Source organism: Paraburkholderia sediminicola (assembly GCF_046027355.1).
In the GTDB taxonomy this organism is placed as follows: domain Bacteria; phylum Pseudomonadota; class Gammaproteobacteria; order Burkholderiales; family Burkholderiaceae; genus Paraburkholderia; species Paraburkholderia sediminicola_B.
Genome location: NZ_JAQQEK010000022.1, coordinates 124,380 through 150,531, shown reverse-complemented (window position 1 = coordinate 150,531; position 26,152 = coordinate 124,380). Strand labels below are relative to the sequence as shown.

The 26,152-nt window shown below is 62.7% G+C and carries 29 protein-coding genes, 1 tRNA gene and 1 riboswitch; of the genes, 18 read left to right on the top strand and 12 right to left on the bottom strand.

Annotation, left to right across the window (positions count from 1 at the left end; all coding sequences use genetic code 11):
• Positions 1-13: 13 nt before the first annotated feature.
• Complete coding sequence (locus tag PQR42_RS31145) at positions 14-1,378, bottom strand: MFS transporter (protein WP_408390160.1); 1,365 nt, start codon at positions 1,376-1,378, stop codon at positions 14-16.
• 349 nt (positions 1,379-1,727) lie between these two features.
• Here PQR42_RS31145 and PQR42_RS31140 point away from each other — a divergent pair, with 349 nt between their 5' ends.
• Complete coding sequence (locus PQR42_RS31140; protein ID WP_408216790.1) at positions 1,728-2,561, top strand: diguanylate phosphodiesterase; 834 nt, start codon at positions 1,728-1,730, stop codon at positions 2,559-2,561.
• Between the two features lie 35 nt (positions 2,562-2,596).
• Here PQR42_RS31140 and PQR42_RS31135 read toward each other — a convergent pair whose 3' ends face one another.
• A complete protein-coding gene (locus tag PQR42_RS31135) occupies positions 2,597-3,382 on the bottom strand; it encodes an IclR family transcriptional regulator (RefSeq protein ID WP_408494387.1) in 786 nt (261 codons plus the stop codon).
• A 104-nt stretch (positions 3,383-3,486) separates the two neighbouring features.
• Between PQR42_RS31135 and PQR42_RS31130 the strand changes: the two genes are divergently transcribed.
• Positions 3,487-4,677 (top strand): acyl-CoA dehydrogenase, encoded by a 1,191-nt coding sequence (locus PQR42_RS31130; protein WP_408390158.1) that lies wholly within the window; start codon positions 3,487-3,489, stop codon positions 4,675-4,677.
• Positions 4,678-4,823: 146 nt separating this feature from the next.
• Here PQR42_RS31130 and PQR42_RS31125 read toward each other — a convergent pair whose 3' ends face one another.
• On the bottom strand, positions 4,824-5,462 hold the full coding sequence (locus tag PQR42_RS31125) for a peroxiredoxin (protein ID WP_408216798.1): 639 nt from the start codon (positions 5,460-5,462) through the stop codon (positions 4,824-4,826).
• Positions 5,463-5,804: 342 nt separating this feature from the next.
• On the opposite strand from PQR42_RS31125, the gene PQR42_RS31120 reads away from it, so the two are divergent.
• The 3 genes from PQR42_RS31120 (at position 5,805) to PQR42_RS31110 (ending at position 7,210) form a co-directional block, all read left to right on the top strand.
• The gene (locus PQR42_RS31120) at positions 5,805-6,107 is read left to right on the top strand and encodes an ElaB/YgaM/YqjD family protein (RefSeq protein ID WP_007179108.1); all 303 of its coding nucleotides are present in this window, start codon (positions 5,805-5,807) and stop codon (positions 6,105-6,107) included.
• 132 nt (positions 6,108-6,239) lie between these two features.
• A complete protein-coding gene (locus tag PQR42_RS31115; RefSeq protein WP_408216800.1) occupies positions 6,240-6,626 on the top strand; it encodes a phage holin family protein in 387 nt (128 codons plus the stop codon).
• Between the two features lie 107 nt (positions 6,627-6,733).
• Positions 6,734-7,210: a DUF3318 domain-containing protein gene (locus PQR42_RS31110; RefSeq protein WP_408390156.1), complete on the top strand. Its 477-nt coding sequence runs from the start codon at positions 6,734-6,736 to the stop codon at positions 7,208-7,210.
• 28 nt (positions 7,211-7,238) lie between these two features.
• Here the strand turns inward: PQR42_RS31110 and PQR42_RS31105 are convergent, their stop codons facing one another.
• From PQR42_RS31105 to glyA, 7 genes are all read right to left on the bottom strand, one after another.
• The gene (locus PQR42_RS31105) at positions 7,239-7,667 is read right to left on the bottom strand and encodes a type IV pilin protein (RefSeq protein ID WP_408390153.1); all 429 of its coding nucleotides are present in this window, start codon (positions 7,665-7,667) and stop codon (positions 7,239-7,241) included.
• Between the two features lie 10 nt (positions 7,668-7,677).
• Positions 7,678-8,307, bottom strand: a complete 630-nt coding sequence (locus tag PQR42_RS31100) for a pilus assembly PilX family protein (protein ID WP_408390151.1) — start codon at positions 8,305-8,307, stop codon at positions 7,678-7,680.
• A complete protein-coding gene (locus tag PQR42_RS31095) occupies positions 8,304-9,116 on the bottom strand; it encodes a PilW family protein (RefSeq protein ID WP_408494384.1) in 813 nt (270 codons plus the stop codon). The genes PQR42_RS31100 and PQR42_RS31095 overlap by 4 nt, the downstream gene beginning before the upstream one ends.
• The gene (locus tag PQR42_RS31090) at positions 9,113-9,559 is read right to left on the bottom strand and encodes a type IV pilus modification PilV family protein (protein ID WP_408216815.1); all 447 of its coding nucleotides are present in this window, start codon (positions 9,557-9,559) and stop codon (positions 9,113-9,115) included. Before PQR42_RS31090 ends, PQR42_RS31095 begins: the two co-directional genes overlap by 4 nt.
• Positions 9,556-10,116: a GspH/FimT family pseudopilin gene (locus tag PQR42_RS31085; RefSeq protein ID WP_408390145.1), complete on the bottom strand. Its 561-nt coding sequence runs from the start codon at positions 10,114-10,116 to the stop codon at positions 9,556-9,558. Before PQR42_RS31085 ends, PQR42_RS31090 begins: the two co-directional genes overlap by 4 nt.
• Positions 10,117-10,320: 204 nt before the next feature.
• On the bottom strand, positions 10,321-10,803 hold the full coding sequence (nrdR, locus tag PQR42_RS31080; RefSeq protein WP_007179115.1) for a transcriptional regulator NrdR: 483 nt from the start codon (positions 10,801-10,803) through the stop codon (positions 10,321-10,323).
• A 6-nt stretch (positions 10,804-10,809) separates the two neighbouring features.
• Positions 10,810-12,057 (bottom strand): serine hydroxymethyltransferase, encoded by a 1,248-nt coding sequence (gene glyA, locus PQR42_RS31075; RefSeq protein WP_408216822.1) that lies wholly within the window; start codon positions 12,055-12,057, stop codon positions 10,810-10,812.
• A gap of 166 nt (positions 12,058-12,223) precedes the next feature.
• Positions 12,224-12,332: riboswitch (ZMP/ZTP riboswitch) on the bottom strand.
• A gap of 241 nt (positions 12,333-12,573) precedes the next feature.
• Here glyA and ydfG point away from each other — a divergent pair.
• The 11 genes from ydfG to PQR42_RS31020 all read left to right on the top strand — a co-directional run bounded on the left by ydfG (position 12,574) and on the right by PQR42_RS31020 (position 20,961).
• Positions 12,574-13,320 (top strand): bifunctional NADP-dependent 3-hydroxy acid dehydrogenase/3-hydroxypropionate dehydrogenase YdfG, encoded by a 747-nt coding sequence (ydfG, locus tag PQR42_RS31070; RefSeq protein WP_132375975.1) that lies wholly within the window; start codon positions 12,574-12,576, stop codon positions 13,318-13,320.
• A 70-nt stretch (positions 13,321-13,390) separates the two neighbouring features.
• A complete protein-coding gene (ybgC, locus tag PQR42_RS31065) occupies positions 13,391-13,870 on the top strand; it encodes a tol-pal system-associated acyl-CoA thioesterase (RefSeq protein ID WP_408390143.1) in 480 nt (159 codons plus the stop codon).
• 155 nt (positions 13,871-14,025) lie between these two features.
• Positions 14,026-14,703, top strand: coding sequence for a protein TolQ (gene tolQ / locus PQR42_RS31060; protein WP_012431821.1), 678 nt, complete (start codon positions 14,026-14,028; stop codon positions 14,701-14,703).
• 10 nt (positions 14,704-14,713) lie between these two features.
• Positions 14,714-15,160, top strand: coding sequence for a protein TolR (gene tolR / locus PQR42_RS31055; protein WP_012431820.1), 447 nt, complete (start codon positions 14,714-14,716; stop codon positions 15,158-15,160).
• A complete protein-coding gene (gene tolA / locus PQR42_RS31050) occupies positions 15,157-16,173 on the top strand; it encodes a cell envelope integrity protein TolA (RefSeq protein ID WP_408216836.1) in 1,017 nt (338 codons plus the stop codon). The genes tolR and tolA overlap by 4 nt, the downstream gene beginning before the upstream one ends.
• 140 nt (positions 16,174-16,313) lie before the next feature.
• On the top strand, positions 16,314-17,606 hold the full coding sequence (gene tolB / locus PQR42_RS31045; RefSeq protein ID WP_132375978.1) for a Tol-Pal system beta propeller repeat protein TolB: 1,293 nt from the start codon (positions 16,314-16,316) through the stop codon (positions 17,604-17,606).
• A gap of 32 nt (positions 17,607-17,638) precedes the next feature.
• Positions 17,639-18,148, top strand: coding sequence for a peptidoglycan-associated lipoprotein Pal (pal, locus tag PQR42_RS31040; protein ID WP_035552920.1), 510 nt, complete (start codon positions 17,639-17,641; stop codon positions 18,146-18,148).
• A gap of 19 nt (positions 18,149-18,167) precedes the next feature.
• Positions 18,168-18,917 carry a tol-pal system protein YbgF gene (gene ybgF / locus PQR42_RS31035; protein ID WP_408216840.1) on the top strand — a complete coding sequence of 250 codons (750 nt, stop codon included), beginning with the start codon at positions 18,168-18,170 and terminating at the stop codon, positions 18,915-18,917.
• A gap of 185 nt (positions 18,918-19,102) precedes the next feature.
• Positions 19,103-19,178: transfer RNA gene (locus PQR42_RS31030), tRNA-Lys, on the top strand.
• A gap of 370 nt (positions 19,179-19,548) precedes the next feature.
• Entirely contained in the window at positions 19,549-19,914 is a 366-nt protein-coding gene (locus PQR42_RS31025) for a hypothetical protein (protein WP_408390141.1), read from the top strand.
• 234 nt (positions 19,915-20,148) lie between these two features.
• Positions 20,149-20,961, top strand: coding sequence for a mechanosensitive ion channel family protein (locus PQR42_RS31020; protein ID WP_408216844.1), 813 nt, complete (start codon positions 20,149-20,151; stop codon positions 20,959-20,961).
• A gap of 133 nt (positions 20,962-21,094) precedes the next feature.
• Here the strand turns inward: PQR42_RS31020 and PQR42_RS31015 are convergent, their stop codons facing one another.
• Positions 21,095-21,766, bottom strand: a complete 672-nt coding sequence (locus PQR42_RS31015; RefSeq protein ID WP_408390139.1) for a VTT domain-containing protein — start codon at positions 21,764-21,766, stop codon at positions 21,095-21,097.
• A 206-nt stretch (positions 21,767-21,972) separates the two neighbouring features.
• On the opposite strand from PQR42_RS31015, the gene mutL reads away from it, so the two are divergent.
• Both mutL and miaA read left to right on the top strand, forming a co-directional pair.
• Complete coding sequence (gene mutL, locus PQR42_RS31010; protein WP_408390136.1) at positions 21,973-24,033, top strand: DNA mismatch repair endonuclease MutL; 2,061 nt, start codon at positions 21,973-21,975, stop codon at positions 24,031-24,033.
• Between the two features lie 33 nt (positions 24,034-24,066).
• On the top strand, positions 24,067-25,014 hold the full coding sequence (gene miaA, locus PQR42_RS31005; protein ID WP_408390133.1) for a tRNA (adenosine(37)-N6)-dimethylallyltransferase MiaA: 948 nt from the start codon (positions 24,067-24,069) through the stop codon (positions 25,012-25,014).
• 64 nt (positions 25,015-25,078) lie between these two features.
• On the opposite strand, the gene purM is transcribed toward miaA, so the two are convergent.
• The gene (gene purM / locus PQR42_RS31000; RefSeq protein WP_012431808.1) at positions 25,079-26,146 is read right to left on the bottom strand and encodes a phosphoribosylformylglycinamidine cyclo-ligase; all 1,068 of its coding nucleotides are present in this window, start codon (positions 26,144-26,146) and stop codon (positions 25,079-25,081) included.
• Positions 26,147-26,152: the final 6 nt, after the last annotated feature.

The following is a 26,152-nucleotide window of genomic DNA, read 5'->3' as shown; positions in this document are numbered from 1 at the left end:
CGATCTCGTCATCTCACGCGGTCCGCGGCTCGGACGGCTGGCGGCGTTGGCGCGTCGCGGCGGCCAGCGCGATCACCAGCAGCGCGGAGCACAGCACCGGCAGGGCCGCCGCATGAAACAACTCGGCGTTCGACCAGTTCAGCGCGATCAGTTGACCGCCGACCAGCGGTCCGATCACCGAGCCGATCCGGCCAATGCCGAGGCTCCAGCCTATGCCTGTCGAACGCAGCGTGGTCGGGTAAAAATGGCCGGCCAGCGCGTTGACCGCCGGTTGTCCGCCGACCACGCAGAAGCCGCCCGCGAAGACCACTAGCAACAGCCACGGCAACGCATGCGCCACCGTGCCGATCGTGCCGACCGCGAGCGCCGCGCCCGCGAAACACACGAACAGCACGCGCACAAAACCAAAACGTTCGATGAACCAGCCTAGCAGCAAGGTGCCGACCACGCCGCCCGTTTGCAGCACCGTGCCGACGATCACCGCCGTGCCCGGCGAATAGCCGGCGTCGCGCATCACGGTGGGCAGCCAGTTCGACAGGAAATACAGATCGATCAGGTTCATGAAGCTGATCGCCCACAGAATCAAGGTTACCGGACCGCGGCCGGCGCGGAACAATTCAGCGACCGGCGCGCCGTCGTTGCCCTTTTCACGCACGACGAGCCGCGTGTTCGCGTCGATCGGCAGCGCCGGGTTGAACTTCACGAGCCAGCGCAACGCGCGCTCGCTGTGTCCTTTGAGAACGAGGAATTGCAGCGACTCCGGCAACGCAATAAGCATTGCCAACGCGAGCAGCAGCGGCACCGCGCCGCCCACCCAGAACACCGCGCGCCAGCCATAAGCCGGAATCAGCGCGGCGCTGATGAAACCGCCGAGCGCCGCACCCAGCGTGAAACCGCACGACACCAGCATCATGCGCTTGACGCGATGTGCGGGGGTCGAGAATTCGCCGACCAGCGCCATCGCGTTCGGCATGATGCAGCCGAGCCCGAGGCCGGTGATGAAGCGCAGCGCGATCAACGCGGGGATCGTGGTGACGAAGGGCGTGGCCAGCATCGACAGCGCGAAGAAGAAGGTCGAACCGATCAGCACCGGACGACGGCCGATGCGGTCCGCCAGCACCGACAGCCCGAGCGCGCCGAGCAGCATGCCGAACAGGCTCGCGCTGAACACTGGGCCGAGCGCCGCCTTCGAGACATGCCATTCGCCGATCACGCTCGGCGCGACGTAGCCCATCGCCTGCGCGTCGAAGCCGTCGATCACGAGGCACAGCCCGCAGAGCGCGAGCAGCAGCAACTGGAATGCCGGGTGATGCGTTTCGGCGAGCACGCGCTCGACTTCGATCACATTGGCGGTGGCCGCGGCCGGTTTCGCGCTCATTGGGTCGTCTCCTGATGCTGACTGGATTGTTCGGTGGCAGCGCGGCTGAAACAGGCCAGCAAGCGCCAGTGGCGGGCACATGCGCTGCGCCGACGGCACAAGCCATCCGCCATCGCAGCCGCGATGCAATTTACGTATAGTAAAACTAATTACGCTTAGTGAAATTAACGTAAACCCTGAAAAATCGCCTGAAAAGACCGGACAGCGCGTCGGCACAAGCGTTCGGCGGATAACGTTATGAGCAATTTGTTCATGTGGCGGCGGTGCGGACTGCTACCATCAATGGATGCGGCAATCGAGTCGCGTTGCCGCGCGCCGAGCGCCTCACTATCGCCATCCATACGTCTACATGATTCCGCCGACCATCCCCAACCTCATTGCCCGCGCCGCCGATCATCCGTTTCTCGGCGAGCATCTGGTGATGGGTCAAGGCTTGCATCACGACGTCGCGCTGGCGCAATTCGACGGGTTCGAACTCGCCAGCGCCTATGAGCCGATCTTCGATATCAGCGTGCATGCGTTGGCGCAGTCGCTTTCGTCGGGGGTCGAGGGTGTGGACCGTTTCGGCGATGAACTCGGGTTCCAAGCTGTCACGCACCAGGTCGACGCGGCGCCGTTCGACGTGTTCGATCCGTTCGACCGTATCGCCGACGATCGGGAGTTGGTCGCGCTCGACCGCATGTCACGCGCGCTGCACGCCATCAATTTCTTCGGTGCGCAGCGGCATGGGTTGCTCTTTCTGCGCGTGCACGAGCGGCTGCTCAAGAGTGTGAAGTACGACCACGGACGGCATTTTTCGAGCGTGCTGATGTCGTTCGGATTGAACCCGTCGCGGGTGGTGATCGAGTTGCCGGCAGCGGCGGTCGCGCACAAGACCTTTCTTGGCTATCTGACCAAGAGCTACCAGCACTATGGCTTCAAGGTGGCGGGGAATCTGTCGAACGCGGGACAGATTCTGTCGGTGTCGGAGACCGCGCGACTCGACTTCATCAAGATGGATGCGGGGACCGCTTTGCGCGACGCCACGGTTAAACCGCTAGTGGGTTATGCCGGACGGTTGCGGATTCCGTTGATTTTCAACCGTGTCATGGATGAAACGCAGTTTGAGGCGTTGCAGCAGTACGACGTGCGCTTCGTGCAAGGACCGTTGTTCAATGCGCATTATCACGACCGGGCAGTTTGAGTAGTTGTTTGACGCGTCGGCACGCGCCGCCCGCTTCAACCCGTATCGCCCAAACGCCGCGCAAGCGCCTTCAGCCGCGGCGCGACGTTGTCACGAAATACATCCTCTCCCATCGACGATGCCGGCCCGCTGCAACTCAGCACCAGCCAGCGCCCTTCGCGCGGCTCGCGAAACGGCACCGCGACTGCATTGACATCGTCGTGCCACGCACGGAACGAATAGCAGCAACGCTGCGCGGCAAACGCGGCGATTTCTTGCTCGGCGTCGGCGACCAGTTCGGCGCCTTCCTTGCCCGCCGCCTTTTTCAACTCCACCAATAACGCGGCGCGCAAGTCGAGCGGCTGCACCGCCAGATAGGCGCGGCCCATCGAGCTCGTCAGCATCGACAGCTTCGAACCGGACGCCAGTCCGAGCGTCAGCGCGGTTTCGCTGCGGATCGTCTCCAGATAAATCATGTCGAGCCCATCGCGACAACCGAGCGAGACCGCCGCGCCCACCTCGCGCGCGAACGTGCGCATGTGCGGGCGCGCGAGCTCGAGCGTGTCCGTGCCTGAGAGCAGCGCGAAACCAAGTGACAGCACACCGGCGTCGAGCGCGTATTTACCCAAGGTTTCGTCGAGCCGCAGATAGCCAAGCACGGTCAACGTGTAGGCGAGACGGTTGACGGTCGCCTTCGGTAAGCCGGTGCGTTCGACGAAATCGCAGTTGCCGAGCATCGTTTCGCCCGGCTTGAACGCGCGCAGCAAATCCAGCCCGCGTGCGAGGGCGACGACGAATTTGCGCTCATCGAGCGGTTCGGAGGGAGTAGATGTTGGCGTCATGGGGTGATACACTCGGACGTGGTTTGCAAAACATTGTTTCGCATAGCGGAACTAAAGTCAAGCGCAAACACGTTTCCGTCAAGCAAGGAATCAGGAGATAAGCCATGGCCGAGGCCGCGCAGTTTCACTGGGAAGACCCGTTGCTGCTGGATCAGCAGCTCACCGAAGACGAACGCATGGTGCGCGACGCCGCCGCGGCCTACGCGCAGGACAAGCTGCAGCCGCGCGTGCTCGAAGCGTTCCGTCATGAAAAGACCGATATCGAGATCTTTCGCGAGATGGGCGAACTCGGCCTGCTCGGCCCGACGATTCCTGAGCAATACGGCGGCCCCGGTCTGAACTACGTGGCGTACGGTTTGATCGCGCGCGAAGTCGAGCGTGTCGATTCCGGCTACCGGTCGATGATGTCGGTGCAGTCGTCGCTGGTCATGGTGCCAATCTACGAATTCGGCTCGGAAGCGCAGAAGCAGAAATACCTGCCGAAGCTCGTCACCGGCGAATGGATCGGCTGCTTCGGCCTGACCGAACCGAATCACGGCTCCGATCCGGGCAGCATGGTCACGCGCGCCAAGAAGGTCGACGGCGGCTATTCGCTGTCGGGCTCGAAGATGTGGATCACCAATTCGCCGATCGCGGACGTGTTCGTGGTGTGGGCGAAGCTCGAAGAAGACGGCAAGGACGCGATCCGTGGCTTCATTCTCGAGAAGGGCTGGAAGGGACTGTCGGCGCCGACCATCCATAGCAAGGTGGGCTTGCGCGCGTCGATCACCGGCGAGATCGTGCTCGACGAAGTGTTCGTGCCGGAAGAGAATCGCTTCCCCGAGGTCAGCGGCTTGCGCGGTCCGTTCACGTGCTTGAACTCGGCGCGCTACGGTATCGCCTGGGGCGCGCTCGGCGCGGCCGAAGCATGCTGGCACACGGCGCGTCAGTACGTGCTGGACCGCAAGCAGTTCGGCCGGCCGCTCGCTGCGAACCAGTTGATTCAGAAGAAGCTCGCCGACATGCAAACCGAGATCACGCTCGGCCTGCAAGGCGTACTGCGCCTCGGCCGCATGAAGGACGAAGGCACCGCGGCCGTCGAGATCACCTCGATCATGAAGCGCAACTCATGCGGCAAGGCGCTGGACATTGCGCGGCTCGCACGCGACATGCTCGGCGGCAACGGCATCTCGGACGAGTTCGGCATCGCGCGGCATCTGGTGAACCTGGAAGTGGTGAACACCTATGAAGGCACGCACGACATTCACGCGCTGATTCTCGGGCGCGCGCAAACGGGCATTCAGGCTTTTTTCTGAAGGTTTTCTGAAGCGCGGATTACACCGATTGCGATTGGGAGGGAGTCTGCGCGGCTCGATAAAAAAGCCGGTTCCATGTGAACCGGCTTTTTTCGTTCGACGCAGCGCGCCGCAGCTAACGGCCCGCTTCGTGGCGCATCAGCCGCTTACTTGTTCGGCTGCGGCGTCATGCGCAGATACGGACGCAGCGCCTTATAGCCCTTCGGGAATTTCTGCTTGATGACTTCCTCGTCCTTCAGCGACGGGACGATCACCACGTCATCGCCCTGCTTCCAGTTGCCCGGCGTGGCGACCGAGTGGCTGTCGGTGAGCTGCAGCGAATCGATCACACGCAGCACTTCGTCGAAGTTGCGGCCGGTGCTGGCCGGATAGGTGATGATCAGGCGCACCTTCTTCTTCGGGTCGATCACGAACAGCGAGCGCACCGTGAGCGTCTCGTTCGCGTTCGGGTGAATCATGTCGTACAGCTCGGCAACCTTGCGGTCGCCGTCCGCGAGAATCGGGAAGCCGACATTGGCGGCTTGAGTCTCGTTAATGTCTTTGATCCACTCTTTGTGCGACTCGGCGCTGTCGACCGACAACGCGATGGTCTTCACATTGCGCTTCTCGAATTCGTCGGCCAGCTTGGCGGTCAAGCCGAGTTCCGTCGTGCAGACCGGCGTGAAGTCGGCGGGATGCGAAAACAACACGCCCCAACTATCGCCCAGCCATTCATGGAATTTGATCGGGCCGACACTCGACTGCTGCTCGAAATCCGGTGCGATATCACCAAGACGTAGACTCATTGTGCATCTCCTATAGGTTTGGACATTGCCGCGCGAGCATTCATCCGCGGCGCCCCGCAACGATAAAGCATACGGGAGTGACGGTGTATGACGAACCAACATCGCGTCACTACTTTATGCGTTTTTGTAATTTTCACCGATTTAGTGGAAACTTTGCGGGACAGATCAACTCCATCTTAAGCAAACTTGCCTGCACGTTGTGCAGGCGGTAGCGTTGTTTGTGGCTATGCTTCAACCGGGAACGGTTCGTGCGAAGTTGGGAAGCAACCGAGCCCTGCGCTCGCCAGCGGCCGTTTCTTTGGTTACGATTCACGCGTGGCGTGAGACGAAGGGGAGCTGTCAATGTCGGAAATCAACAAGGAGAGATTGATGTCGGATATCAAAACCGTCCTCGCGGACGCTGAAGATCTGCTGAAACAGGCCGCGAGCGCCACCGGCGAGCGTGCTTCGGAACTTCGTGAAACGGCGCTGACGCGCCTGAAGCAAGCCAAGGAAAAGGCGGCCGACGTTCAGGTCGTGGTGGTCGAAAAAGGCAAGAAGGCGGCCCGCGCCACCGACGACTACGTGCACGAGCATCCGTGGGCATCCATCGGCATCGCCGCGGGCGCCGGTGTGCTGCTTGGGCTGTTGATCAACCGCAAGTAACACTGCCGATGCCGCCGGGCGTATCTCGTCCGGCGCACCAGCGAATCGAGTTGACCGGCGCACGCCTGGCCGGTCCGCTTCTTCTGGCGCGCGCGCGCGCCGGTTAGGCCTTCACGCGCAACGCCCACAGCCATGACGATCGAAACACAATCGCAGCGCGGAGAACATAGTCCGTTACGCCGCATAATCGGTTCCGTGTTTGCCATTCTGCAAACGCGGCTGGAACTGGTCGGCATTGAACTCGCCGAAGAAAAGGACCGTTTGCTCGGCGTGCTGTTCCTCGGCCTTGCCGCCATGATGCTCGCCACCATGGCGCTGATCGCGCTGACGGCGCTGATCGCCATCGCCTTCTGGGACACTTACCGGTGGCAGGCGCTCGCCAGCATCACCGCGGTCTATGCGATTGCGGGATTAGCCTGTGCACTAAAAGCGCGCAGCGGTTTGCGCAATGCGCCAATGGTGTTCGAGGCGACCCTCGCTGAGTTCGAAAAAGACCGCGACGCGTTCCGCAAACCGTGACCCGCAAGACGCAACGGCGTGTCCTTCGTGCCCTGCGTTTTGCTTAAGAAGCTCGCGCGATTTGCAGCGCCGTTCCACCGCCTCACCTTCACTGCCGCCGACACGCCATGAGCCAGATCCATTCCGACACCGCATTCCGTAACAAGCGCCACCAGGCCAAAGATCTGACCGCACCGCATTTGCGAGAACTGCGCAAGGAACTACTGCTGGTGCGCGCGGATGTCGAGCGTATGGAACTCGCTCAGGCAACCATCGAGTTGCGGCAAGCGGTCACGCACTTCAGTTGGCTCAAATTTATCCTGCCTGGCTTCGGCGGCATGCGCGTTGGCAAAGGCTCGAAAGCGAGCTTTATCAACGCGGGGAGCATCGGTGCCCTCCTCAAACAGTATCCGCTCATCAGCTCGATCGTCTCGATCGTCCTCGCCAAGCCACTGCGTACGACGGTCGTAGCCGGAGCCAAACCTGTGCTCAAGTGGGGCAGTCTTGCGCTTGCCGGTTGGGAAGCCTATCGGATCTGGCAGCAGATGAAGCGGGATTCGGCGGCGTCTGGCAACAAGGCTGAATCCACGGACAGCGGTTCCTGAACGCTGCGTGCCTTGTCGCGTTGGCTCGCTAGCTTGTATTCCAGCAGTCGCCGCTAGCCGACGTCGAACCGGTTGCCCCGTTTTTGTTGCCGCGTAATCCTGTCGCATCGAGCGTGAAAATGCCGCATGTGTCGTCGCGCATCGGGCCGGATTCGCTCGGCGTTGCCTCGATCGCATAGCCACCGTTTGCATCGTCCGCGGGCAGCACATGCAGGCGATAGACAGCCGTGCCGAATTGCGGCGCCTGATCTAGGCCCGGGCGCAATGTCGGTGCGCTGCCGCTTGTCGCTCCTTCGACAAATTGAGCCGCGCGATAGAGCGCGGACGCCGCGTCGATTCGATGAGTTCGCGCAACATGGCTGCGATACGAAGGCACGGCAAAGACGGCCAGCGTGGCGGCGATCGCTAGCGTGATCATCAACTCGAGCAACGTGAACGCGGACGTATGCGGCTTCATGTCGCCTCCGTCAAAAAGGCCTGGCGGCAACGCGGCGCCAATGACGTTCGATCTTCTCTCCATCGATCACCAGTTCCATTTGCAGCCATACCTGCGACTCGCTGGCGCGGCCGAAGCCGCGCGAAGTCAATAAATACGCTCGAGCGTCGGCTCGAGTGGCGAGACGCCAGGCCTCGATCAGACATTGCGGCGGACGCAGCGAGCCGGGCCATTGCGTTACCGGCGTGACGGCGCCTGCTTCGAATGCGGCTGCGAGTTTCCACTGTGTCGGCTCGCCGGATGTGGCCGGCGGCGGTGCTGCGGACTGCGTGCCTGCAACCGCGATGACACTGCGGGCGCACAATGTCAGTGCCGAATCCGCGGCGTGAAAGGCCTGCAAGTAGTCGCGAACGTTGGTGGTGCCACGCGCGGCTGCGAGCGAGGTTTCGAACCAGGCGGCGGAAGTGATCAGCATCATTGCTGAAATCAGCAGGACGATTGGCAGGACCATGCCGCGTTGGCGAGTGCGTGATACGTTGCGACCCGTTCGGCCTGAGCCTGCCGAGTTTGCCGAGTTTGCCGAGTTTGCCGAGTGATCGTGGCGTCCAACGCACTTCCTGTCCGTGCAACTCGGCTGCTTTTCCGTTCGTCGTTTCGTCACAGCAAATCCTCCGCGTGGTTGCGTATCGCCACACGCCGCGAGAACGCCTGGCGTGGCCGTGAGTCGGCAGCGAGACCGCTCACGCCGTCGCAATCGACATAGCGCGCACGCTGTTGCCCCTGCGGCGCGCCGCGCACGAGCACGCAGAGATCGACTGCGACGATCTTCGCCCATTGATCAGCCATCACGGCCGACGCGTCGATGGCGGCCAACCCGCCGGCCAACCAGTACTTGATCCGCAAGCGTTCGACGCCTTCGACCAGCGGCTGCGCGGATCCCGTCTTGCCGTTGCCCTCGCAGTAAAGCTCCGGCTCACCGGTCGAACCGCTTACCCTCGCGAAGTACCGGTTGACGACCAGCACGCCCTGGTCGCCGAGCGCGGCGCTGCTGCCTGTCACGGCTTGCCCGAGGCAATCGGTTGTTTGCCCGCTGGTCGATGGCCATGTGGAAATGTTGTCGCCCACGTAGCGGACCGCGACACCGTCCGAGTGACTGGGCAAGGTCTCGCAAGCGAGGCTATCGTCGGCGCCGGTCGGGCGGCCGCCCGAGCATCCGAACATCGGCGCGGGATTGTTGTATCGTGCGACGTCGGGGGGCACGAAGCCGGCCATTTGCAGTTGCTGGCCGATCAGCGTCAGCGCCGTCAGTCCGGCTTCGCGAATCCGCATTGCATCGCTCGCGTGTTCGAACGCGCTCCGCTGCGTCGTATAGAGCGAGACGGCACCCGCAGTCACCAGCAGCCCCAGCGCCATAGCGATCACGAATTCGACCAGGGTATGGCCGTGAATAGCATTCGAGCGCCGCGTCATTTCGCAAACGCCAGCACGACGCACGACGAGCCCACGGGAAGATCCGCGCCGCCACAGGACTCGGGCTTGTCGATTACGCCGTCGGAATGCGGCATATCGCGTAGTGATGTCCATGTCACGCGCGCAGCCGATACACCACCGTTGTCTCCCACCGAGGCTTCGCCATGCGGCAAAAGTACCGTGGCCCGGGCGCTCCATTGCCTGATTGCGGAGTCGCCAGCGGAGGGCGCGCACATCGCTTCCGCCACGGAATCCGCGATCCAGGCAGCATGTTCGCGCATGGACATCGCGCGGGCTTCGCGTGCGGTCCACAACTGGCCGGCGATCAAGCCCAGCGCGGTGACCGCCATCAACGCGACAGCCAGCATGACCTCGATTAATGAGCTGCCGCCACACTTCGACTCACTGTGGCGCGAGTGCTGGCTCTGCGAATATCGGCTCATGACGCCGCTCCACACGCGCCCTCGACAATCCGCGCGCGACCGCCCGCTGCGATACGAATGCAGCGTCGCCACTTGTCCCCTTGCGTCGCCCTGGACGGCGTACGCGGCGCGATATCAAAACTGCGAAAGGTCCCGATCAATTGCCCCGCCGGCGGAGTGAACGTGAGATTCGTCTGTGTGCCGGTGATGCTCACGGCCGCAAGCAGAGGCTGCGCGCGCAATAGCGATAGCGTGCCGCCTCGTTCGGCCAGAACGGCCCAGCCGCACGACCAGTCAGCGACGCCATTGCCGCACGGCTGCCCCGCGGCGAGACAATGCCGTGCGGCGTCGGTCCGGCACACGATGACGCGTGAGCCTCGGCGTAAGGCCTCACTGCGCGCATAAGCGAGCGTCGAGGCAAGCGCCTTCGCGCGGGCATCGACCTGATCGCGCACGTACCACGCTACGAACGACGGCGTGCCCATCACAGCGATGACGGCCAGCAGCGCGACCACGGCCAGCGTTTCGACAAGCGTAAAGCCGCAGTATCGCGGCGGACGGACTGCATTCCGACTCATCTGCATCCCTGATCGATTCGAAGAATGCAGCCAATCTAGCGATTTGCAAATCGCCCAACAATCGGCCGAATGGCCAGGTGGCACTCAGACGCTATCCCGCGCAAGAATGCACGCGACGAACCACAACGGCAGCGGGGGATACAGATGCGCGAAACAACGCGGGAGAAAACGGCGATTCAAACGCGACGCGAGAGGCGACTACGTTTAGCGTTTGCGGGAAGGCTTGGGAGGAGAAGAGGCGCGGCGAAATTCTTCGATCACGTCTTCGAATTCGGAGACGTCTTCGAAACGCCGGTAGACGGAAGCGAAACGAACGTAGGCAATGGTATCGAGCGCACGCAACTCGTTCATCACGAGTTCGCCGAGGCGCTCGCTGCGCACTTCGCGCTCGCCGCTGCCGAGCAACTGATACTCGATGCGGGCAACCGCCGCCTCGATCGCGTCCGCTGCCACTGGGCGCTTACGCAGCGCCAGTTGCATGCTCGCGACGATCTTGCGGCGGTCGAATTCAGTGCGGCTGCCATCCTTCTTGACGACCGAAGGCAACGCCAGCTCGACCCGCTCATACGTCGTGAAACGTTTGTCGCAGGCCGGGCAGCGGCGGCGCCGGCGAATCGTCGCGCCGTCTTCGGATACGCGCGAGTCGACGACTTGCGTATCGGCGTGACGGCAGAAGGGGCAATGCACGGCGGCTTAACGGTAGACCGGGAAGCGCTGGGTCAGCTCAGCGACTTGCCCGCGCACACGTTCGATCGTGGCGGCGTCTTCCGGGTTGTCCAGCACGTCGGCGATCAGGTTACCCACCTGCTCGGCTTCCTTGACGCCGAAGCCGCGCGTGGTCATGGCCGGCGAGCCGAGGCGCACGCCGCTCGTCACGAACGGCTTTTCCGGATCGTTCGGGATCGCGTTCTTGTTGACGGTGATGTGAGCGGCGCCCAGCGCGGCTTCAGCAGCCTTGCCGGTAATCTTCTTCGCACGCAGGTCGACCAGCATCACGTGGCTTTCGGTGCGACCCGACACGATGCGCAGACCGCGCTTGACCAGCGTCTCAGCCAGCACACGCGCGTTTTCGACGACTTGCTGCTGATAGGCCTTGAACTCCGGCGACAGCGCTTCCTTGAACGCGACGGCCTTGCCGGCGATCACGTGCATCAACGGACCACCTTGAATGCCCGGGAAGATCGCCGAGTTGATCTGCTTTTCGAACTCGGCCTTCATCAGGATCACGCCGCCGCGCGGGCCGCGCAGGCTCTTGTGCGTGGTGGTGGTGACGAAGTCGGCGTGCGGCACCGGGTTCGGATAGACGCCCGCAGCGATCAGGCCGGCGTAATGCGCCATGTCGACCATGAAGTACGCGCCGACCGACTTGGCGATCTTCGACATGCGTTCGAAATCGATACGCAGCGCGAATGCCGACGCGCCCGCCACGATCAGCTTCGGCTTGTGTTCCTGAGCGAGCTTCTCCGCAGCGTCGTAGTCGATGTCTTCGGCTTCGTTCAGGCCGTAGCTGACCACGTTGAACCACTTGCCCGACATGTTGACCGGCGAACCGTGCGTGAGGTGGCCACCGTGCGCGAGGCTCATGCCCATGATCGTGTCGCCCGGCTTGAGCATGGCGAAGAACACGCCCTGGTTGGCCTGCGAGCCGGAGTTCGGCTGCACGTTGGCGGCTTCGGCGCCGAACAGTTGCTTCACACGGTCGATCGCCAGTTGCTCGGCGATGTCGACGTACTCGCAGCCGCCGTAATAGCGCTTGCCCGGATACCCTTCAGCGTACTTGTTCGTGAGTTGCGAGCCTTGCGCAGCCATGACAGCCGGGCTCGTGTAGTTTTCCGACGCGATCAGTTCGATATGCTCTTCCTGACGGCGGTTTTCCTGCTCGATGACCTTCCAGAGTTCAGGATCGACGTTGGCGATGGTGCTTTGGGCTCTGTCAAACATACGGATTCCGTTGAATGTGTTCAGGTTGACCGGATCGTGCGCCGAATCTTGCGTAGAGGGTACGCAGCGCTGCTGGCGGCTGGGCCAGCCCTGACGTGGCGGATGGAGAGTCGCCGCACACGCGAGGCAGGACAGCCACCGTCAGCGCAGATCAATGCGCGCGGATCACGGCTGCCCAGGCGAACGGCAAAACGGCACCCTGCGCTTCACGGTGGGTTGTTCCACCTTGAACCCGGTTGCTTGAACCGGTTCTATCGCCAGTCACGCAGGGATGAGCGCGTTAGTTTATTGGAAGAGGATCGAATAGGCAACCAGCTTCCGGCCGCTGCCTCGGGCGCCCATCGGGCGGCCTTCAGGGCCGTCTTATGCGACGCACAAACGTCTGAGGAAAATCCTACGAAAACCCGCGGCGCGTCCCTACCACGGCCACTCGTACGGCTGGTTCATCCTTGCCGCAGCGCCGCAATGGAAGTAGGCTTGGGACCTTTCTCTCTTACCAGCCTGGGAACCACTGCAATGATCGTGTTCGTCACCGGAGCGTCCGCGGGATTCGGCGCCGCCATCGCTCGCGCCTTCGTCAAAGGCGGCCATCGCGTCGTCGCCACCGCACGTCGCAAGGACCGTCTGCAAGAACTCGCCGATGAACTCGGCGACGCGCTTCTGCCGTACGAACTCGACGTGCGCGACCGCGCCGCCGTCGAAGCCGTACCGGCCTCGCTGCCGGCCGATTTCGCCGCAGTCGACGTGCTGGTCAACAATGCCGGCCTCGCGCTCGGCATCGAACCGGCGCAGAAAGCGAGTCTCGACGAATGGAACACCATGATCGAGACCAACTGCACGGGACTCGTTCAAGTCACCCACGCCCTTCTGCCCGGCATGGTGGAGCGCAATCGCGGCCACATTTTCAATCTCGGCTCGGCCGCCGGCAGCTGGCCCTACGCGGGCGGCAACGTGTACGGCGCCACCAAAGCGTTCGTGCATCAGTTCAGCCTGAATCTGCGCGCCGATGTGGCCGGCACCGCGCTGCGGGTGACGAACGTCGAACCGGGCCTGTGCGGCGGTACCGAGTTCTCGAACGTGCGCTTTCGCGGCGACGATGAAAAAGCCGGCAAAATGTACGAAAACGTGCAGCCGCTGACGCCCGAGGACATCGCCGATTCGATCTACTGGATCGCCACGCGCCCGGCGCACGTCAACATCAACACGATCGAGTTGATGCCGGTGGCTCAATCGTTCTCCGCTTTGTCCGTTCATCGCGGCTGATATCACGGCTGAGGCCCGCCGGACGGGGCACACATCTTGAAACAGACCTGGGGGTGTGCGTTCCGGTAAAATGCGCCGCATGAATATGTCGACCAGCCAGCCCGGCACGGAAATCGGCTACACGTGGCCGATCCGCGTGTACTACGAAGATACCGACGCCGGCGGCATCGTGTTTTACGCGAATTACCTGAAGTTTTTCGAACGGGCGCGCACCGAATGGCTGCGCGCGTGCGGCGTCGACCAGAATCGGCTCGCGGACGAAATGGGCGCGATTTTCATCGTCCGCAGCACCGCGGTCGATTATCGGGCGCCGGCCCGGCTCGACGACGTGGTCAACGTGGTCAGCCGGATCGAGCGGATCGGCAGAGCGTCGGTCGATTTCGCGCAGGAAGCGTGGCGGGACGGCACGCTGCTTGCTACCGGGTCCATCCGGGTGGGCTGCGTGGACCGCATTACGCTGCGCCCGGCCGCGATTCCTCCGCCGGTTCTCGCCGCCTTGCGGCGCGGGCCGGGCATGAGCGACGGCGGCGTGTCAACGGACAATGACTGAACCCCGTTGTTACGGGGCCAGTGAACTCGTAACGATCAAGCAACACAAAGCATGGTTCGGCTTGCAATATCGCCGATGCTTCCGTTTTGCTCACGGCAAGCTTCGAGCGGCCTTGCAGCCGGACGCCCCCTTCCGGGACGTTAAAACGAACCTTTATGAACACTACACAAGATCTGTCGATCGTTTCACTCGTACTCAACGCGAGCCTGCTGGCGCAGGCTGTCATGGCTCTGCTGCTGTTGTTGTCGCTACTGTCCTGGACTTTCATCTTCCGCAAGTGGTTTGCGATCCGCCGGGCGCGCGCGCAAACTGAGCGTTTCGAACGCGATTTCTGGTCGGGCGGCGACCTGCAGGCGCTTTATCAGAGCGCCGCCAACAACCGCCACACGATCGGCGCACTGGAACGGATTTTCGAGTCCGGCATGCGCGAATTCCTGAAAGGCAAGGAAAAACGCCTGAACGATTCGGGCGCGATTCTCGACGGCGCACGGCGCGCCATGCGTGCCGCGTTCCAGCGTGAAATGGACGTGCTCGAAGCCAACCTCGCGTTTCTCGCGTCGGTCGGCTCGGTCAGCCCGTATATCGGTCTGTTCGGCACGGTGTGGGGGATCATGAATGCGTTCCGCGGCCTCGCCAATGTGCAACAGGCCACGCTGGCCAACGTCGCGCCGGGCATCGCCGAAGCGCTGACCGCCACCGCGATCGGCCTGTTCGCCGCCATTCCGGCCGTCGTTGCCTACAACCGCTACGCGCACGACATCGACCGGCTGGCGATCCGCTTCGAGACTTTCATCGAAGAGTTCTCGAACATCCTGCAGCGTCAGGCACAGTAAGGAGTCCACGATGGCAGGCTCTCGCTCCTCCAGCATGCGCGGCAGCCGCTCCCGCCGCGCGATGGCCGACATCAACGTCGTGCCGTATATCGACGTGATGCTCGTGCTGCTCGTGATCTTCATGGTGACCGCGCCGCTCGTGGCCCCGTCGATCGTCAATCTGCCGACCGTCGGCGGCGCGGCGCCGCAGCAGCAAACGCCGCCCGTGATCGTGAACATTCGCGCGGACGGCAACATGAGCGTCAAGTACAAAGACGATTCGGGTGCGCAGCAGCAGGAAAACATGACGAAAGCAGACCTGAACGGCTTCATCGCCGATCGCGCGCAATCGCATCCCGATCAGCCCGTCGTGATCGCCGCCGACAAGACCGTCAAGTACGAAGTCGTGATGAACGTGATGTCCGAACTGAAAGCTCGCGGCGTCAAGCGCGTTGGATTGCTCGTCAAATCGCAATGATCCGCAAGAATTCCGAATACCCGCTCCAGCCACCGCGTGAACGCGGCACCGGGCGAGCCTTTGCGTTCGCGCTGGTGATGCACGCGCTGCTCGGGTTCTTCCTGTATCACGGCATTCAGTGGCAAAACAGTACGCCCGAAGGCGCGGAAGCGGAGCTGTGGACCGAAGTGCCGGATACGGCGATCCCGCGTCCCGTTCCGCCGCCGCCCGTGCCGGTGGCCCCTCCTCCGCCGGTGCGAGACGAACAGGCCGACATCGCGCTGCAGGAAAAGAAGCGTCAGCAACAGGAAGCGGCTCGCCAGGCTCAGCTGGCTGAACAGCAACGTCAGCAGAAGCTGCAAGCGCAGCAGGAAGCCGAGGCGAAGCGTCAGCAGCAACTGGCAGCCGACCAGGCCGCGCAACTCGCCGCGCAGAAGGCTGCGGCAGCCAAACAGAAGCAGCAGCAACAACAGCAGGCCGACAAGCTGAAGCAACAGCAATTGGCCGAGCAGCAAAAGCAGCAACAGTTGAAGGAACAGCAGCAGGAACAGCAGAAGCAAGCCGAGGCTGACGCGCAGAAGAAGGCCGACGCGCAGAAGGCAGCGAAGGCCAAGGCGCAAGCCGACGCCGCGGCGCAAGCGAAGAAAGCGGATGCTGAGCACCGCGCACGCGTCGCGCAAATGATGCAGGGCTCGGCCGGAGGCACGAGTTCGAGCAGTGACGGGCTTGGGAAGAGCGGGACGGGCAGCGGTTCGGGCGGCACGGCCACTTCGCCGGGCTACTCGGACAAGGTGCGTCGTGCAGTGCGCCCGAATATCACGTGGGGCGGTGAGACTGGCGGTCTGGAGACGGTCGTTTCCGTGCGTTGCTCGCCGACGGGCACCTTGCTGGGTGCAACGATTTCGCGCAGCAGCGGCAACGCGGCGTGGGACGATGCCGCCCTACGGGCCGTCCAGCGTACCGATCCGATGCCTCAGGACATCAATGGCAAGACACCGACCAGCTTCCTGATTACGTTGCGCCCGGCCGGTTGATTCACAGTAGTTTGACAGTCAGTTGACAGCAGACGCGGCGCCCCGCCCACCGGGGCGCGCTCGGGAACGAATCAGTTGTTTTCGGGTCTGTCTGCTGTCTTGAAGCGTTAGTAAAACCGTTTTTGGGGAATCCATACAGCATGAGTTTGATGACCAAGCTAGGCCTGCGGACACTTGTAGCGTCGTGCCTGATCGCCGTCGGCGGCGCCGCCCACGCACAACTCAACGTCCTCGTGACAGGCGTCGGGTCCACCCAGTTTCCGATCGCAACGGCGAATTTCGCCAATGAAGCCAACTCGCCGCAACAGGTCAGCACGATCGTGCGTCAGGATCTGCAACGCAGCGGCAAATTCACGAACATCGACGCGGGCTCCACGCCGATTTCCGAAACCGACTCCGTCGACCTCGGCAGCTGGAAGGCCAAGGGCGCCAATGCGTTCGTGTCGGGCAGCGTGAACCGCCTGCCGAACGGCCAGTACGAAGTGCGCTTCAAGCTGTACGACACCGTCAAGGGTGAAAGCCTCGGCGGCCTCGTGCTGGTGAGCCCGGAAAGCGGCTTGCGCATGAGCGCGCACAAGGTTGCTGACTACATCTACGCGAAGCTGATGGGCGGCCGCGGCGTGTTCGCCACGCGCCTGTCGTACGTCATCAAGACGGGCGGCCGTTATCAGTTGCAGATTTCCGATTCGGACGGCCAGGACGCGCACATCGCGCTGTCGAGCCCGGAGCCGATCATCTCGCCGGCGTGGTCGCCTGACGGCACCAAGGTCGCTTACGTTTCGTTCGAAAAGAAGAAGCCGATCGTCTACATCCACGATCTGCCTACGGGCCGTCGCGTGGTCGTTTCGGACCAGAAGGGCAATAACAGTGCGCCGGCGTGGTCGCCGGATGGACGCACGCTGGCGGTCGCGCTCTCGCGCACCGGCAACACGCAGATTTTCGCCGTCAATGCGGACGGCAGCGGCCTGCGCCGTCTCACGCAAGGCAGCTCGATCGACACGGAACCGTGCTTCTCGCCTGACGGCCAGTCGATCTATTTCACCAGCGACCGTGGCGGCCAACCGCAGATCTACAAGATGTCGGCGCAGGGCGAAAGCGCCGGCGCCGCACAGCGCGTCACGTTCACGGGCAGCTACAACACCAGTCCGCGCGTGAGCCCGGACGGCAAACAGCTCGCTTACATCTCGCGCGTCGGCGGCGGGTTCAAGCTTTATATCCAGGACCTGCAGGGCAACACCGCCACAGGCCTGACGGACACGACACATGACGAATCGCCGAGCTTCGCGGCGAACGGTCAGTACATTCTTTACGCCACACAGGTGAACGGCCGTGGCGTGTTGGCCGCAGTATCGACCGACGGTCGCACTCGGCAGGTCCTGTCCGTTCAGGGTGGCAGCGTACGCGAGCCGTCCTGGGGCCCGTTTATGCAATAACGTTGATGCAATAACACAAGGAGAGTACTCAAATGATGTCAAAACTTCGCTTCGCTTTCGCCGTATTGATGGTCGGTGCGCTGGCCGCATGTCACTCGGGCGTCAAGCTCGACGAAAACGCCAACAAGGGTGGCGCAGTGTCGACGCAGCCGAACCCGACCGATGTCGCACAGGTCAACGTCGACCCGCTGAACGATCCGAACAGCCCGCTCGCCAAGCGCAGCATTTACTTCGACTTCGACAGCTACTCGGTCAAGGACGACTATCAATCGCTGCTGCAACAACACGCGCAGTACCTGAAGAGCCATCCGCAACGCCACGTCCTGATCCAGGGCAACACCGACGAACGCGGTACCAGCGAATACAACCTGGCACTCGGCCAGAAGCGTGCGGAAGCTGTGCGCCGTTCGCTGTCGCTGATGGGCGTGACGGACTCGCAAATGGAAGCCGTGAGCCTCGGCAAGGAAAAGCCGCAAGCTACCGGTCATGACGAATCGTCGTGGGCACAAAACCGCCGCGCCGACCTCGTGTACCAACAGTAAGTAACGGGTGATGAGCCGAATGACGCATCGTTTCTCCTGGCTGCGGTTTGCCGCAGCGGCCTGCGTCGCAGGCACGGCCTTCGCGGCTGTGCCCGCGCATGCGGGCATCTTCGACGACGATCAGGCCCGTCAGGCCATTCTCGATCTGCGTTCGAAGGCCGATAGCCTGTCGAGTCAGTTGTCGGCCGCGCAGCGCACGATCCTCGATCAGTCCAACCGTCTCGACCAGTTGAATCAGCAGGTCGCTACGCTGCGTGGGCAGAACGAGGACATGGCCAACCAGCTCGCCACGGTGCAAAAGCAGCAAAAGGACTACTACACCGATCTGGACACGCGCCTGAAGAAATTCGAGCCGCAGCAGCAGACGGTGGACGGCGTCCAGGGCGAGGTGCAGCCGGGTGAGACGGAGTCGTTCAACGCGGCTTCACAGCAGTTCCGCAACGGCGACTTCAAGAATGCGGCGGCGTCGTTCCGCACCTTCATCTCCAAGTTCCCGAACAGCCCTTACCAGCCGACCGCGCAGTACTGGCTCGGCAACGCACTGTATGCGCTGCGCGACTATAAGGGCTCGACGGCAACCTGGCAGGGCGTGGTGAAGAACTACCCGCAGCATCCGCGTGCACCGGAAGCGCTGCTGGCGATTGCGAACAATCAGCTCGAGCAAGGTCAGAAGGCCGCGGCCAAGAAGACGCTCGAGCAGATCGTCGCGCAATACGGTGGCTCGGACGTCGCGCAGTCGGCGCAGAGCAAGCTATCGCAGATCAAGTAGTTGTGGTATTGCTCAAGTAGTTGGCAGTAACGCGCAGTGTCCGACGTCATAGCCACGCGCGCCTCTCGCTGGAAAGCCCGGGTAGTGATGCCCGGGCTTTTCACTATCTGAAGTGCTGATCGCTCGGATGACCGCGACGGGTTGACAGCGCGCCGACGCTATCGCTATAATTTCGCTTCTCTTTTGGGTCGTTAGCTCAGCTGGTAGAGCAGCGGACTTTTAATCCGTTGGTCACAGGTTCGAATCCCGTACGGCCTACCAAAAGATTCAAGGGCTTGCACGCGTTTGTGTGCGAGCCCTTTTCTTTTTGCGGCGCGGGTTACGTGACGCGTCCCCGCGTGGCACCGCTGTCGTGACCGAAATCCAACTACACAAAAGAAACGCGGCCGCATCTTTTTTGACGACCGCAGACTTTTCCCGCAACACTCGCCACCATTTCACACGACACGACCAGCACTTTCCAGCGCCGAATCTGACCGTCACAAACAGGAAACAACGGACTCCGAATAGAACATTTATTGAGACATAAAGACGTGCAATGATCGCCGCCGGTTCTGCGAAACACGCTGCGACTCTGCGTGAGCAGACGCTTTGGTAACGCCGCAGCCCCCTGCGCTTTCATTCCATCGATATGACCAATTTTCTGTTCGACCTGTTCTCGAACCTGGCTTTGCTTGCCTTCGTGCTGGCCGCATGTCATCTGTGCAACCGTCTCATCCCGGGCGCTTCGCTCAATGGGTCGCATATATTCTCCGCATTGGCATCAGTCGCACTCCTGCTCGATGCCGCGCTGACCTTTCTGGTGTTCGCAGACTCGCAGAACCGCTACGGCCAGTTCAGCACATCGACCGCGTTCGTCGAGCGCGGCTGCGCGTACCTGCTTGCGATCATCTCCGCTTTCACGTGGCATCGTGTTGCGCGCGGCGTGAAATTCAGTGCCGGCAAAACGCTCGTCATCCACACTTCGCCGTATTCGAAATCGAACCTGCCGATGTAAGGCACGGTAAGCGCCATCGCGTCGAACGCGTCCGCCGAATCGCCTGCTTTTCCCGCCAGACATGCGATATGAGCAACGGGAACGGTCCTTGCGAATGCCCGCGCCGTCGCCTATAACTTCCGAAGACCGAGTGTTACCCCGAGTTACCGTTTGCGCCCGCCGCTGGGCATTTGCCGCTGTATTGCACCACCGCTGTTCAATCAGTCGAAGGCAACTCACCCAACGAGGAACATCTTGGATCTCGAAACCGTACGCGTCTTCATCATGACCCGAGGCATCGACCTCGGCGCCAAGGTCGTCGGGGCGATCGTCCTTTGGATCGTCGGCCGTTGGCTCATCGGCCTGATCACCGGCTTACTGCGCAAGATGCTGGCGCGCAACGGCCGGGTCGATCCCACGCTAGCGCATTATCTCGGCTCGATTCTCGGCGCACTGCTGAACCTGCTGCTGATACTCGCGATCCTGCAGGTGTTCGGTGTACAGACGACGTCGTTCGCCGCGCTGCTCGCCGGTCTCGGCCTCGCCATCGGCACCGCTTGGGGCGGCCTGCTTGCCCACTTCGCGGCGGGTGTATTCATGCAGGTGTTGCGGCCGTTCAAGGTCGGCGATTTCGTCACCGCGGGCGGCGTCACCGGCACGGTCTCGGAGTTGGGCCTGTTCGGCACGACCATCGTGACGCCGGACAACGTGACGACTATCGTCGGCAACAACAAGATCTTTTCCGACACGATCTCGAACTACAGCATCCTGCCGGTGCGGCGCGTCGAGCTGACGGCGAAAATCGCCAACGGCGTCGATCCGACCGATGCGATGAACCGGTTGAAGGCCGCCGTCACGCAGATTCCGAATGTGGCAGAAAGTCCCGCGCCGGACGTCGAAGTGCTGAGCTTCACGCCGGAAGGCCCGCTGCTTTGCGTGCGGCCTTACGCGCACAATGAGAACTATTGGCAGGTCTACTTCGACACCAATCGCGCGATCATCCAGACGTTCAAGGAAGCCGGCTACCCGACGCCGGAAACGCCACTGGCACCGCGTGCGGTGACCTGAGCATTGTCGTGCGACGCGGATGTCTCGCGTCGTCAATTGTTAAATCCACGAGATTCAGAAGTACCAAACGAAAACGGCGTCGCGAGATTCGCGACGCCGTTTTTTCCATCTGGCTAGCTCTGCTTGTAGAACGTTAACGGTTGCTCGCATTTGACGTGTTCTTGCGCATCATCTTCCACAACGCGCCGAGCACGACGGGCACGATCGCCGCGCCGATACCCACCAGCACGATCACATTCAGATACTGACGGACAAAAGAATTGTTACCGAAAAGGAAACCGAGGCCGGTCAGCAGCAACACCCAGAAGAACGCGCCGACGAAGTTGAACAACTGAAACCGGCTCACCGTCATTTCCGATGCACCTGCAACGAACGGCGCGAAGGTCCGCACCACTGGAATGAAACGCGCGAGCACGATGGTTTTGCCCCCGTGCTTCTCATAGAAGTTGTGCGTCTTCTGCAGCGCGCTGCGGTCGAGGAAGCGTTCGAGAAAAGGAATATGCGAATTGAACACCCGCGGTCCGATGGCGCGCCCGATCATATAGTTCACGGTATTGCCGCCGATGGCCGCCACGAGTAGCAAAACGATCAGCAAACCAAGGTTCATTTGATGAGACGCGCAAAGAGCGCCGCCGATGAACAGCAGCGAATCGCCCGGCAGAAACGGCAGGATGACCAGCCCGGTTTCGCAGAACACGATCAGAAACAGCACCGCGTAGACCCAGGCGCCGTACACGTGAATAAAGTCTCCGAGGAACTTGTCGATGTGCAAGACAAGGTTGACGAAATGTAGCAACGTGTCCAAAGAGAATCCTTTATTAAGCGAATGTGACGGTGGCGGAAACGGCCATATCGACAGGCCTGTTAGCGAGCGCGGCAAGCGCTCACTCGCCGCCGGAAATTGACCGCGTCATGATACAGAAAGTGCCCGGCCGCAATTAAAAAACTCCCGCGCTTGGGTGCGCTTGCGCGCGCTGCAGGCTTGTCGCGCCGAATCGCTATAATTTCGCCATGTCCGAATTCTCCGAAACGCCTGCCGGCCTCGACGCCGCGGCCGCGATTTCCGCCGCCGCGCCCGCCCCACGCCCGTTACGCGCGATCCAGCCCCTTCCCGATCAGTTGATCAGTCAGATCGCCGCCGGCGAAGTGGTCGAGCGGCCGGCCTCGGTCGTCAAGGAACTGCTGGAAAACGCACTCGATGCGGGCGCACAGTCGCTGCGCATCCTGCTCGACGAAGGCGGCGTCAAGCGCATCTCGATCACCGACGACGGTTGCGGCATCCCCGAGAACGAACTCGTGCTCGCGCTGATGCGCCATGCCACCAGCAAAATCCGCTCGCTCGCCGAACTGGAAGCGGTCGCCACGCTGGGGTTCCGCGGCGAGGCGCTGGCCTCGATCGCCTCGGTCGCGCAGATGACCATCACCAGCCGCACGGCCGACGCGGCACACGCGGTGCGCGTAGACGCGGAAACCGGCGTGCTGAGCCCCGCAGCCGGCACCCAGGGCACGACGATCGAAGTCCGCGAGTTGTACTTCAACACGCCGGCGCGCCGCAAGTTTCTGAAGAGCGAGCAGACCGAACTGGGCCATTGTCTCGAACAGATCCGCCGCGCGGCGCTGGCGCGGCCGGATGTCGCGATTTCGGTGCTGCACAACGGCAAGGCGGTCGAACACTGGAACGCCAGCGAGCCGCCGGTGCGGGTCGCGAAGATTCTCGGCGAGACGTTCGCGACGGCCCATCTGCCGCTCGACGAATCCGCCGGACCGCTGGCCGTCTACGGTTGCGCGGGCCTGCCGACCGCGAGCCGCGGGCGTGCCGATCAGCAGTATTTCTTTGTCAATGGCCGCTTTGTGCGCGACAAGCTGCTCACGCACGCCGTGCGCGCCGCTTATGAAGACGTGCTGCACGGCGAGCGCTATCCGTCCTATGTGTTGTTCCTCGATCTGCCGCCTGAAGCGGTCGATGTGAACGTACATCCGTCGAAGATCGAAGTGCGGTTCCGCGATTCGCGCTCGATCCACCAGTTCGTCTTCCACGCCGTGCAGCGCGCGCTGGCGCGGCATGCGGGCGCATCGCCGGAAACCACGGCGGGCGGGCATGCGGCGCATCTGGAGCCGTCCGTTGGTGGACCGGCTTCGTTTGGCGCGACGCCGTTGGGTGGCGCGGGCGTCGGCGGCGTCGGCTTCGGTGCGGGCAACGGTGCAGGCGGCCTCGGTGGCGGCTTGGGTGGAGCATCAGGCGGCAGCTTCGGCTCGTCGTCGCAGCAGGCGGGCAATACGTGGATGCGTCAGGCGCGCATGACGCAGGGCACGCTGCCGGTCGCGCAACCGCTCGCGTTTTACGACGCGCTCTTCGGCCGCAGGGACACCAACGCCGGCACTGCGGAAGGCGCCACGCTCTTCGAGGCGCGCGATTCGGCCGCCGATTCGCCGTCGCCGTACAACGCGTCCGCGCCCTACCCGGCGCCCGCTTTCCATGCCGCCGACGAGCAGCCGCTCGGCTTCGCGCTCGGCCAGATCCACGGCATCTATGTGCTGGCGCAGAACGCGCACGGTCTGGTGATCGTCGACATGCATGCGGCGCACGAGCGCATTCTGTACGAGCAGTTCAAAAACGCGCTGGCCGATCGCACGATTGCCGTGCAACCGCTGCTGATCCCGCAGTCAATGCAGGCCGACCCGGTCGAAATCGGCACGGTGGAAGAAGAGCGTGACACGCTCGACGCGCTCGGCTTCGACCTCGCCGTGCTGTCGCCGACCACGCTCGCGATCCGCGCCGTGCCGGCGCTGCTGAAAGACGCCGATCTGCAGGCGCTGGCGCGCGCGGTCCTCTCCGACCTGCATGCGTTCGGCGGCTCACGCGTGTTGACCGAACGTCAGCACGAACTGCTTGGCACGCTCGCCTGCCATCACGCGGTGCGCGCGAATCGTCGTCTGACGCTCGATGAAATGAACGCGCTGCTGCGTCAGATGGAAGCCACTGAGCGCGCCGATCAATGCAATCACGGGCGTCCCACGTGGTATCAGTTGACGCTGTCCGATCTCGATCGGCTGTTCATGCGTGGTCAGTGACGTGACGCTGCTTCGACCGGCGCCCGCTTGCTCATGATTTCGCGCATACCTACGGTTGTGCCGTGCCTGCTCGGCCCGACCGCATCCGGCAAAACCGCTGCCGCGCTGGCGCTCGCCGCGCGGCGTCCGGTGGAAATCATCAGCGTCGATTCGGCGCTGGTCTATCGCGAGATGGATATCGGCACCGCCAAACCGACCGCCGAAGAGCGCGCGGTGGCGCCGCATCATCTGATCGATATCGTCGATCCGACCGACGCCTATTCCGCCGCGCAATTTCGCGCCGACACCTTGCGGCTGACCGCTGAAATCCACGCGCGTGGGCGTCTGCCACTGCTGGTCGGCGGGACCATGCTGTACTTCAAGGCGCTCACGCAAGGGCTCAACGATCTGCCGGCCGCCGACGCAGACGTGCGCGCCACGCTCGATACCGACGCCGCACGCGAGGGCTGGCCGGCCATGCACGCGCGGCTTGCCTCAATCGATCCTGTGACGGCTGCGCGCCTCGCGCCGAACGATTCGCAGCGGATCCAGCGAGCACTCGAGGTTTTCATACTGACCGGACAGCCCATGTCCGCCTTGCTGGCCGCGCCCGCCCAACAGGACGACGCTGTGGCCGCGTGGCGCTTCGTGCCCATTGCGCTGGAGCCGTCCGAGCGCAGCGTGCTTCACGCACGAATCGAGAAACGCTTCGATGCGATGCTGGCCGGCGGTTTCGTCGATGAAGTGGTGAAACTGCGCGAACGCGGCGACTTATCGCCCGAGATGCCGTCCATGCGCTGCGTGGGCTACCGGCAGGTCTGGGAGTATCTGGATGGCGCGGTCGATTATTCGACTATGCGCGACAAGGGCGTCTTCGCGACCCGGCAGTTGTGCAAGCGGCAGCTCACATGGCTGCGCAGCATGACAGAGCGGGTGGTGGTGGATTGCTGCGATCCGCACGCGACCGCGCGGGTGCTTGATGCAATTGAAGCGTTGCTTTGACGCGTTGAAGCTTTAAACCCGCCCGGTGCCGACTATTCGCACACCGCGCGGGTCCCAACTGCCTTTAGACCACGACCGTCTGGGCTTCACCAGCGGCGCTTTCGCGAATCACGCCGATCTTCCAGACCTGCTCGCCGGCAGCCGACAGCAGACCGATCGCTGCATCGGCATCCGCAGCGGACACGACCACGGCCATGCCGATACCGCAGTTGAACACGCGGTGCATTTCCGCATCCGCCACGCCGCCGTGCTTTTGCAGCCACGAGAACAGCGGCGGCAACGGCCAGCCGCGATGATCCAGCTCAGCCGTCAGGCCTTCACGCAACACGCGCGGAATATTCTCGACAAGGCCACCACCCGTGATGTGCGCCATGCCCTTAACGGCGATCTGCTGCATCAGCGCCAGCAGCGGCTTCACATAAATATGCGTGGGCGCCATTAGCGCATCGGCCAGCGAGCGGCCGTCGAAATCCGCGTTCAGATCCGGCTGCGCGCGCTCGATGATCTTGCGCACCAGCGAAAACCCGTTCGAATGGATGCCGCTCGAAGCCAGACCCAGCACCACGTCGCCGGGGGCAATCGTGCTGCCGTCGATAATCTTGCTCTTTTCCACCGCGCCGACCGCGAAACCGGCCAGATCGTACTCGCCGTCCGGGTACATCCCCGGCATTTCCGCCGTTTCACCGCCGATCAGCGCGCAGCCCGACAGTTCGCAGCCATGCGCGATGCCCTTCACGACCGTTGCCGCGGTGCCGACGTCCAGCTTGCCGCAGGCGAAATAGTCGAGGAAAAACAGCGGCTCGGCGCCCTGCACGAGAATGTCGTTCACGCTCATCGCCACCAGATCCTGGCCGACGGTGTCGTGTTTGTTCAGTTGAAACGCGAGGCGCAGCTTGGTGCCGACGCCGTCGGTGCCAGACACCAGCACCGGTTCCTTGTACTTCTTCGGCACTTCGAACAGCGCGCCGAACCCGCCGATGCCACCCAGCACGCCGTCGCGCATCGTCTTTTTGGCAAAGGGCTTGATCGCGTCGACAAGGGCGTCGCCCGCGTCGATGTCCACGCCGGCGTCGCGATACGACAAACCTTGGGCCGAATCAGTTGAATTCGGGGCGGATTTCGGTTGATTCATGGGGAC

Bases quoted from the DNA above. Each gene is read 5' to 3' on its own strand.
- PQR42_RS31145 (WP_408390160.1), bottom strand. From the start codon at position 1,378: ATGAGCGCGAAACCGGCCGCGGCCACCGCCAATGTGATCGAAGTCGAG.
- PQR42_RS31140 (WP_408216790.1), top strand. From the start codon at position 1,728: ATGATTCCGCCGACCATCCCCAACCTCATTGCCCGCGCCGCCGATCAT.
- PQR42_RS31135 (WP_408494387.1), bottom strand. From the start codon at position 3,382: ATGACGCCAACATCTACTCCCTCCGAACCGCTCGATGAGCGCAAATTC.
- PQR42_RS31130 (WP_408390158.1), top strand. From the start codon at position 3,487: ATGGCCGAGGCCGCGCAGTTTCACTGGGAAGACCCGTTGCTGCTGGAT.
- PQR42_RS31125 (WP_408216798.1), bottom strand. From the start codon at position 5,462: ATGAGTCTACGTCTTGGTGATATCGCACCGGATTTCGAGCAGCAGTCG.
- PQR42_RS31120 (WP_007179108.1), top strand. From the start codon at position 5,805: ATGTCGGAAATCAACAAGGAGAGATTGATGTCGGATATCAAAACCGTC.
- PQR42_RS31115 (WP_408216800.1), top strand. From the start codon at position 6,240: ATGACGATCGAAACACAATCGCAGCGCGGAGAACATAGTCCGTTACGC.
- PQR42_RS31110 (WP_408390156.1), top strand. From the start codon at position 6,734: ATGAGCCAGATCCATTCCGACACCGCATTCCGTAACAAGCGCCACCAG.
- PQR42_RS31105 (WP_408390153.1), bottom strand. From the start codon at position 7,667: ATGAAGCCGCATACGTCCGCGTTCACGTTGCTCGAGTTGATGATCACG.
- PQR42_RS31095 (WP_408494384.1), bottom strand. From the start codon at position 9,116: ATGACGCGGCGCTCGAATGCTATTCACGGCCATACCCTGGTCGAATTC.
- PQR42_RS31090 (WP_408216815.1), bottom strand. From the start codon at position 9,559: ATGAGCCGATATTCGCAGAGCCAGCACTCGCGCCACAGTGAGTCGAAG.
- PQR42_RS31085 (WP_408390145.1), bottom strand. From the start codon at position 10,116: ATGAGTCGGAATGCAGTCCGTCCGCCGCGATACTGCGGCTTTACGCTT.
- glyA (WP_408216822.1), bottom strand. From the start codon at position 12,057: ATGTTTGACAGAGCCCAAAGCACCATCGCCAACGTCGATCCTGAACTC.
- ydfG (WP_132375975.1), top strand. From the start codon at position 12,574: ATGATCGTGTTCGTCACCGGAGCGTCCGCGGGATTCGGCGCCGCCATC.
- ybgC (WP_408390143.1), top strand. From the start codon at position 13,391: ATGCGCCGCATGAATATGTCGACCAGCCAGCCCGGCACGGAAATCGGC.
- tolQ (WP_012431821.1), top strand. From the start codon at position 14,026: ATGAACACTACACAAGATCTGTCGATCGTTTCACTCGTACTCAACGCG.
- tolR (WP_012431820.1), top strand. From the start codon at position 14,714: ATGGCAGGCTCTCGCTCCTCCAGCATGCGCGGCAGCCGCTCCCGCCGC.
- tolA (WP_408216836.1), top strand. From the start codon at position 15,157: ATGATCCGCAAGAATTCCGAATACCCGCTCCAGCCACCGCGTGAACGC.
- tolB (WP_132375978.1), top strand. From the start codon at position 16,314: ATGAGTTTGATGACCAAGCTAGGCCTGCGGACACTTGTAGCGTCGTGC.
- pal (WP_035552920.1), top strand. From the start codon at position 17,639: ATGATGTCAAAACTTCGCTTCGCTTTCGCCGTATTGATGGTCGGTGCG.
- ybgF (WP_408216840.1), top strand. From the start codon at position 18,168: ATGACGCATCGTTTCTCCTGGCTGCGGTTTGCCGCAGCGGCCTGCGTC.
- PQR42_RS31025 (WP_408390141.1), top strand. From the start codon at position 19,549: ATGACCAATTTTCTGTTCGACCTGTTCTCGAACCTGGCTTTGCTTGCC.
- mutL (WP_408390136.1), top strand. From the start codon at position 21,973: ATGTCCGAATTCTCCGAAACGCCTGCCGGCCTCGACGCCGCGGCCGCG.
- miaA (WP_408390133.1), top strand. From the start codon at position 24,067: ATGATTTCGCGCATACCTACGGTTGTGCCGTGCCTGCTCGGCCCGACC.
- purM (WP_012431808.1), bottom strand. From the start codon at position 26,146: ATGAATCAACCGAAATCCGCCCCGAATTCAACTGATTCGGCCCAAGGT.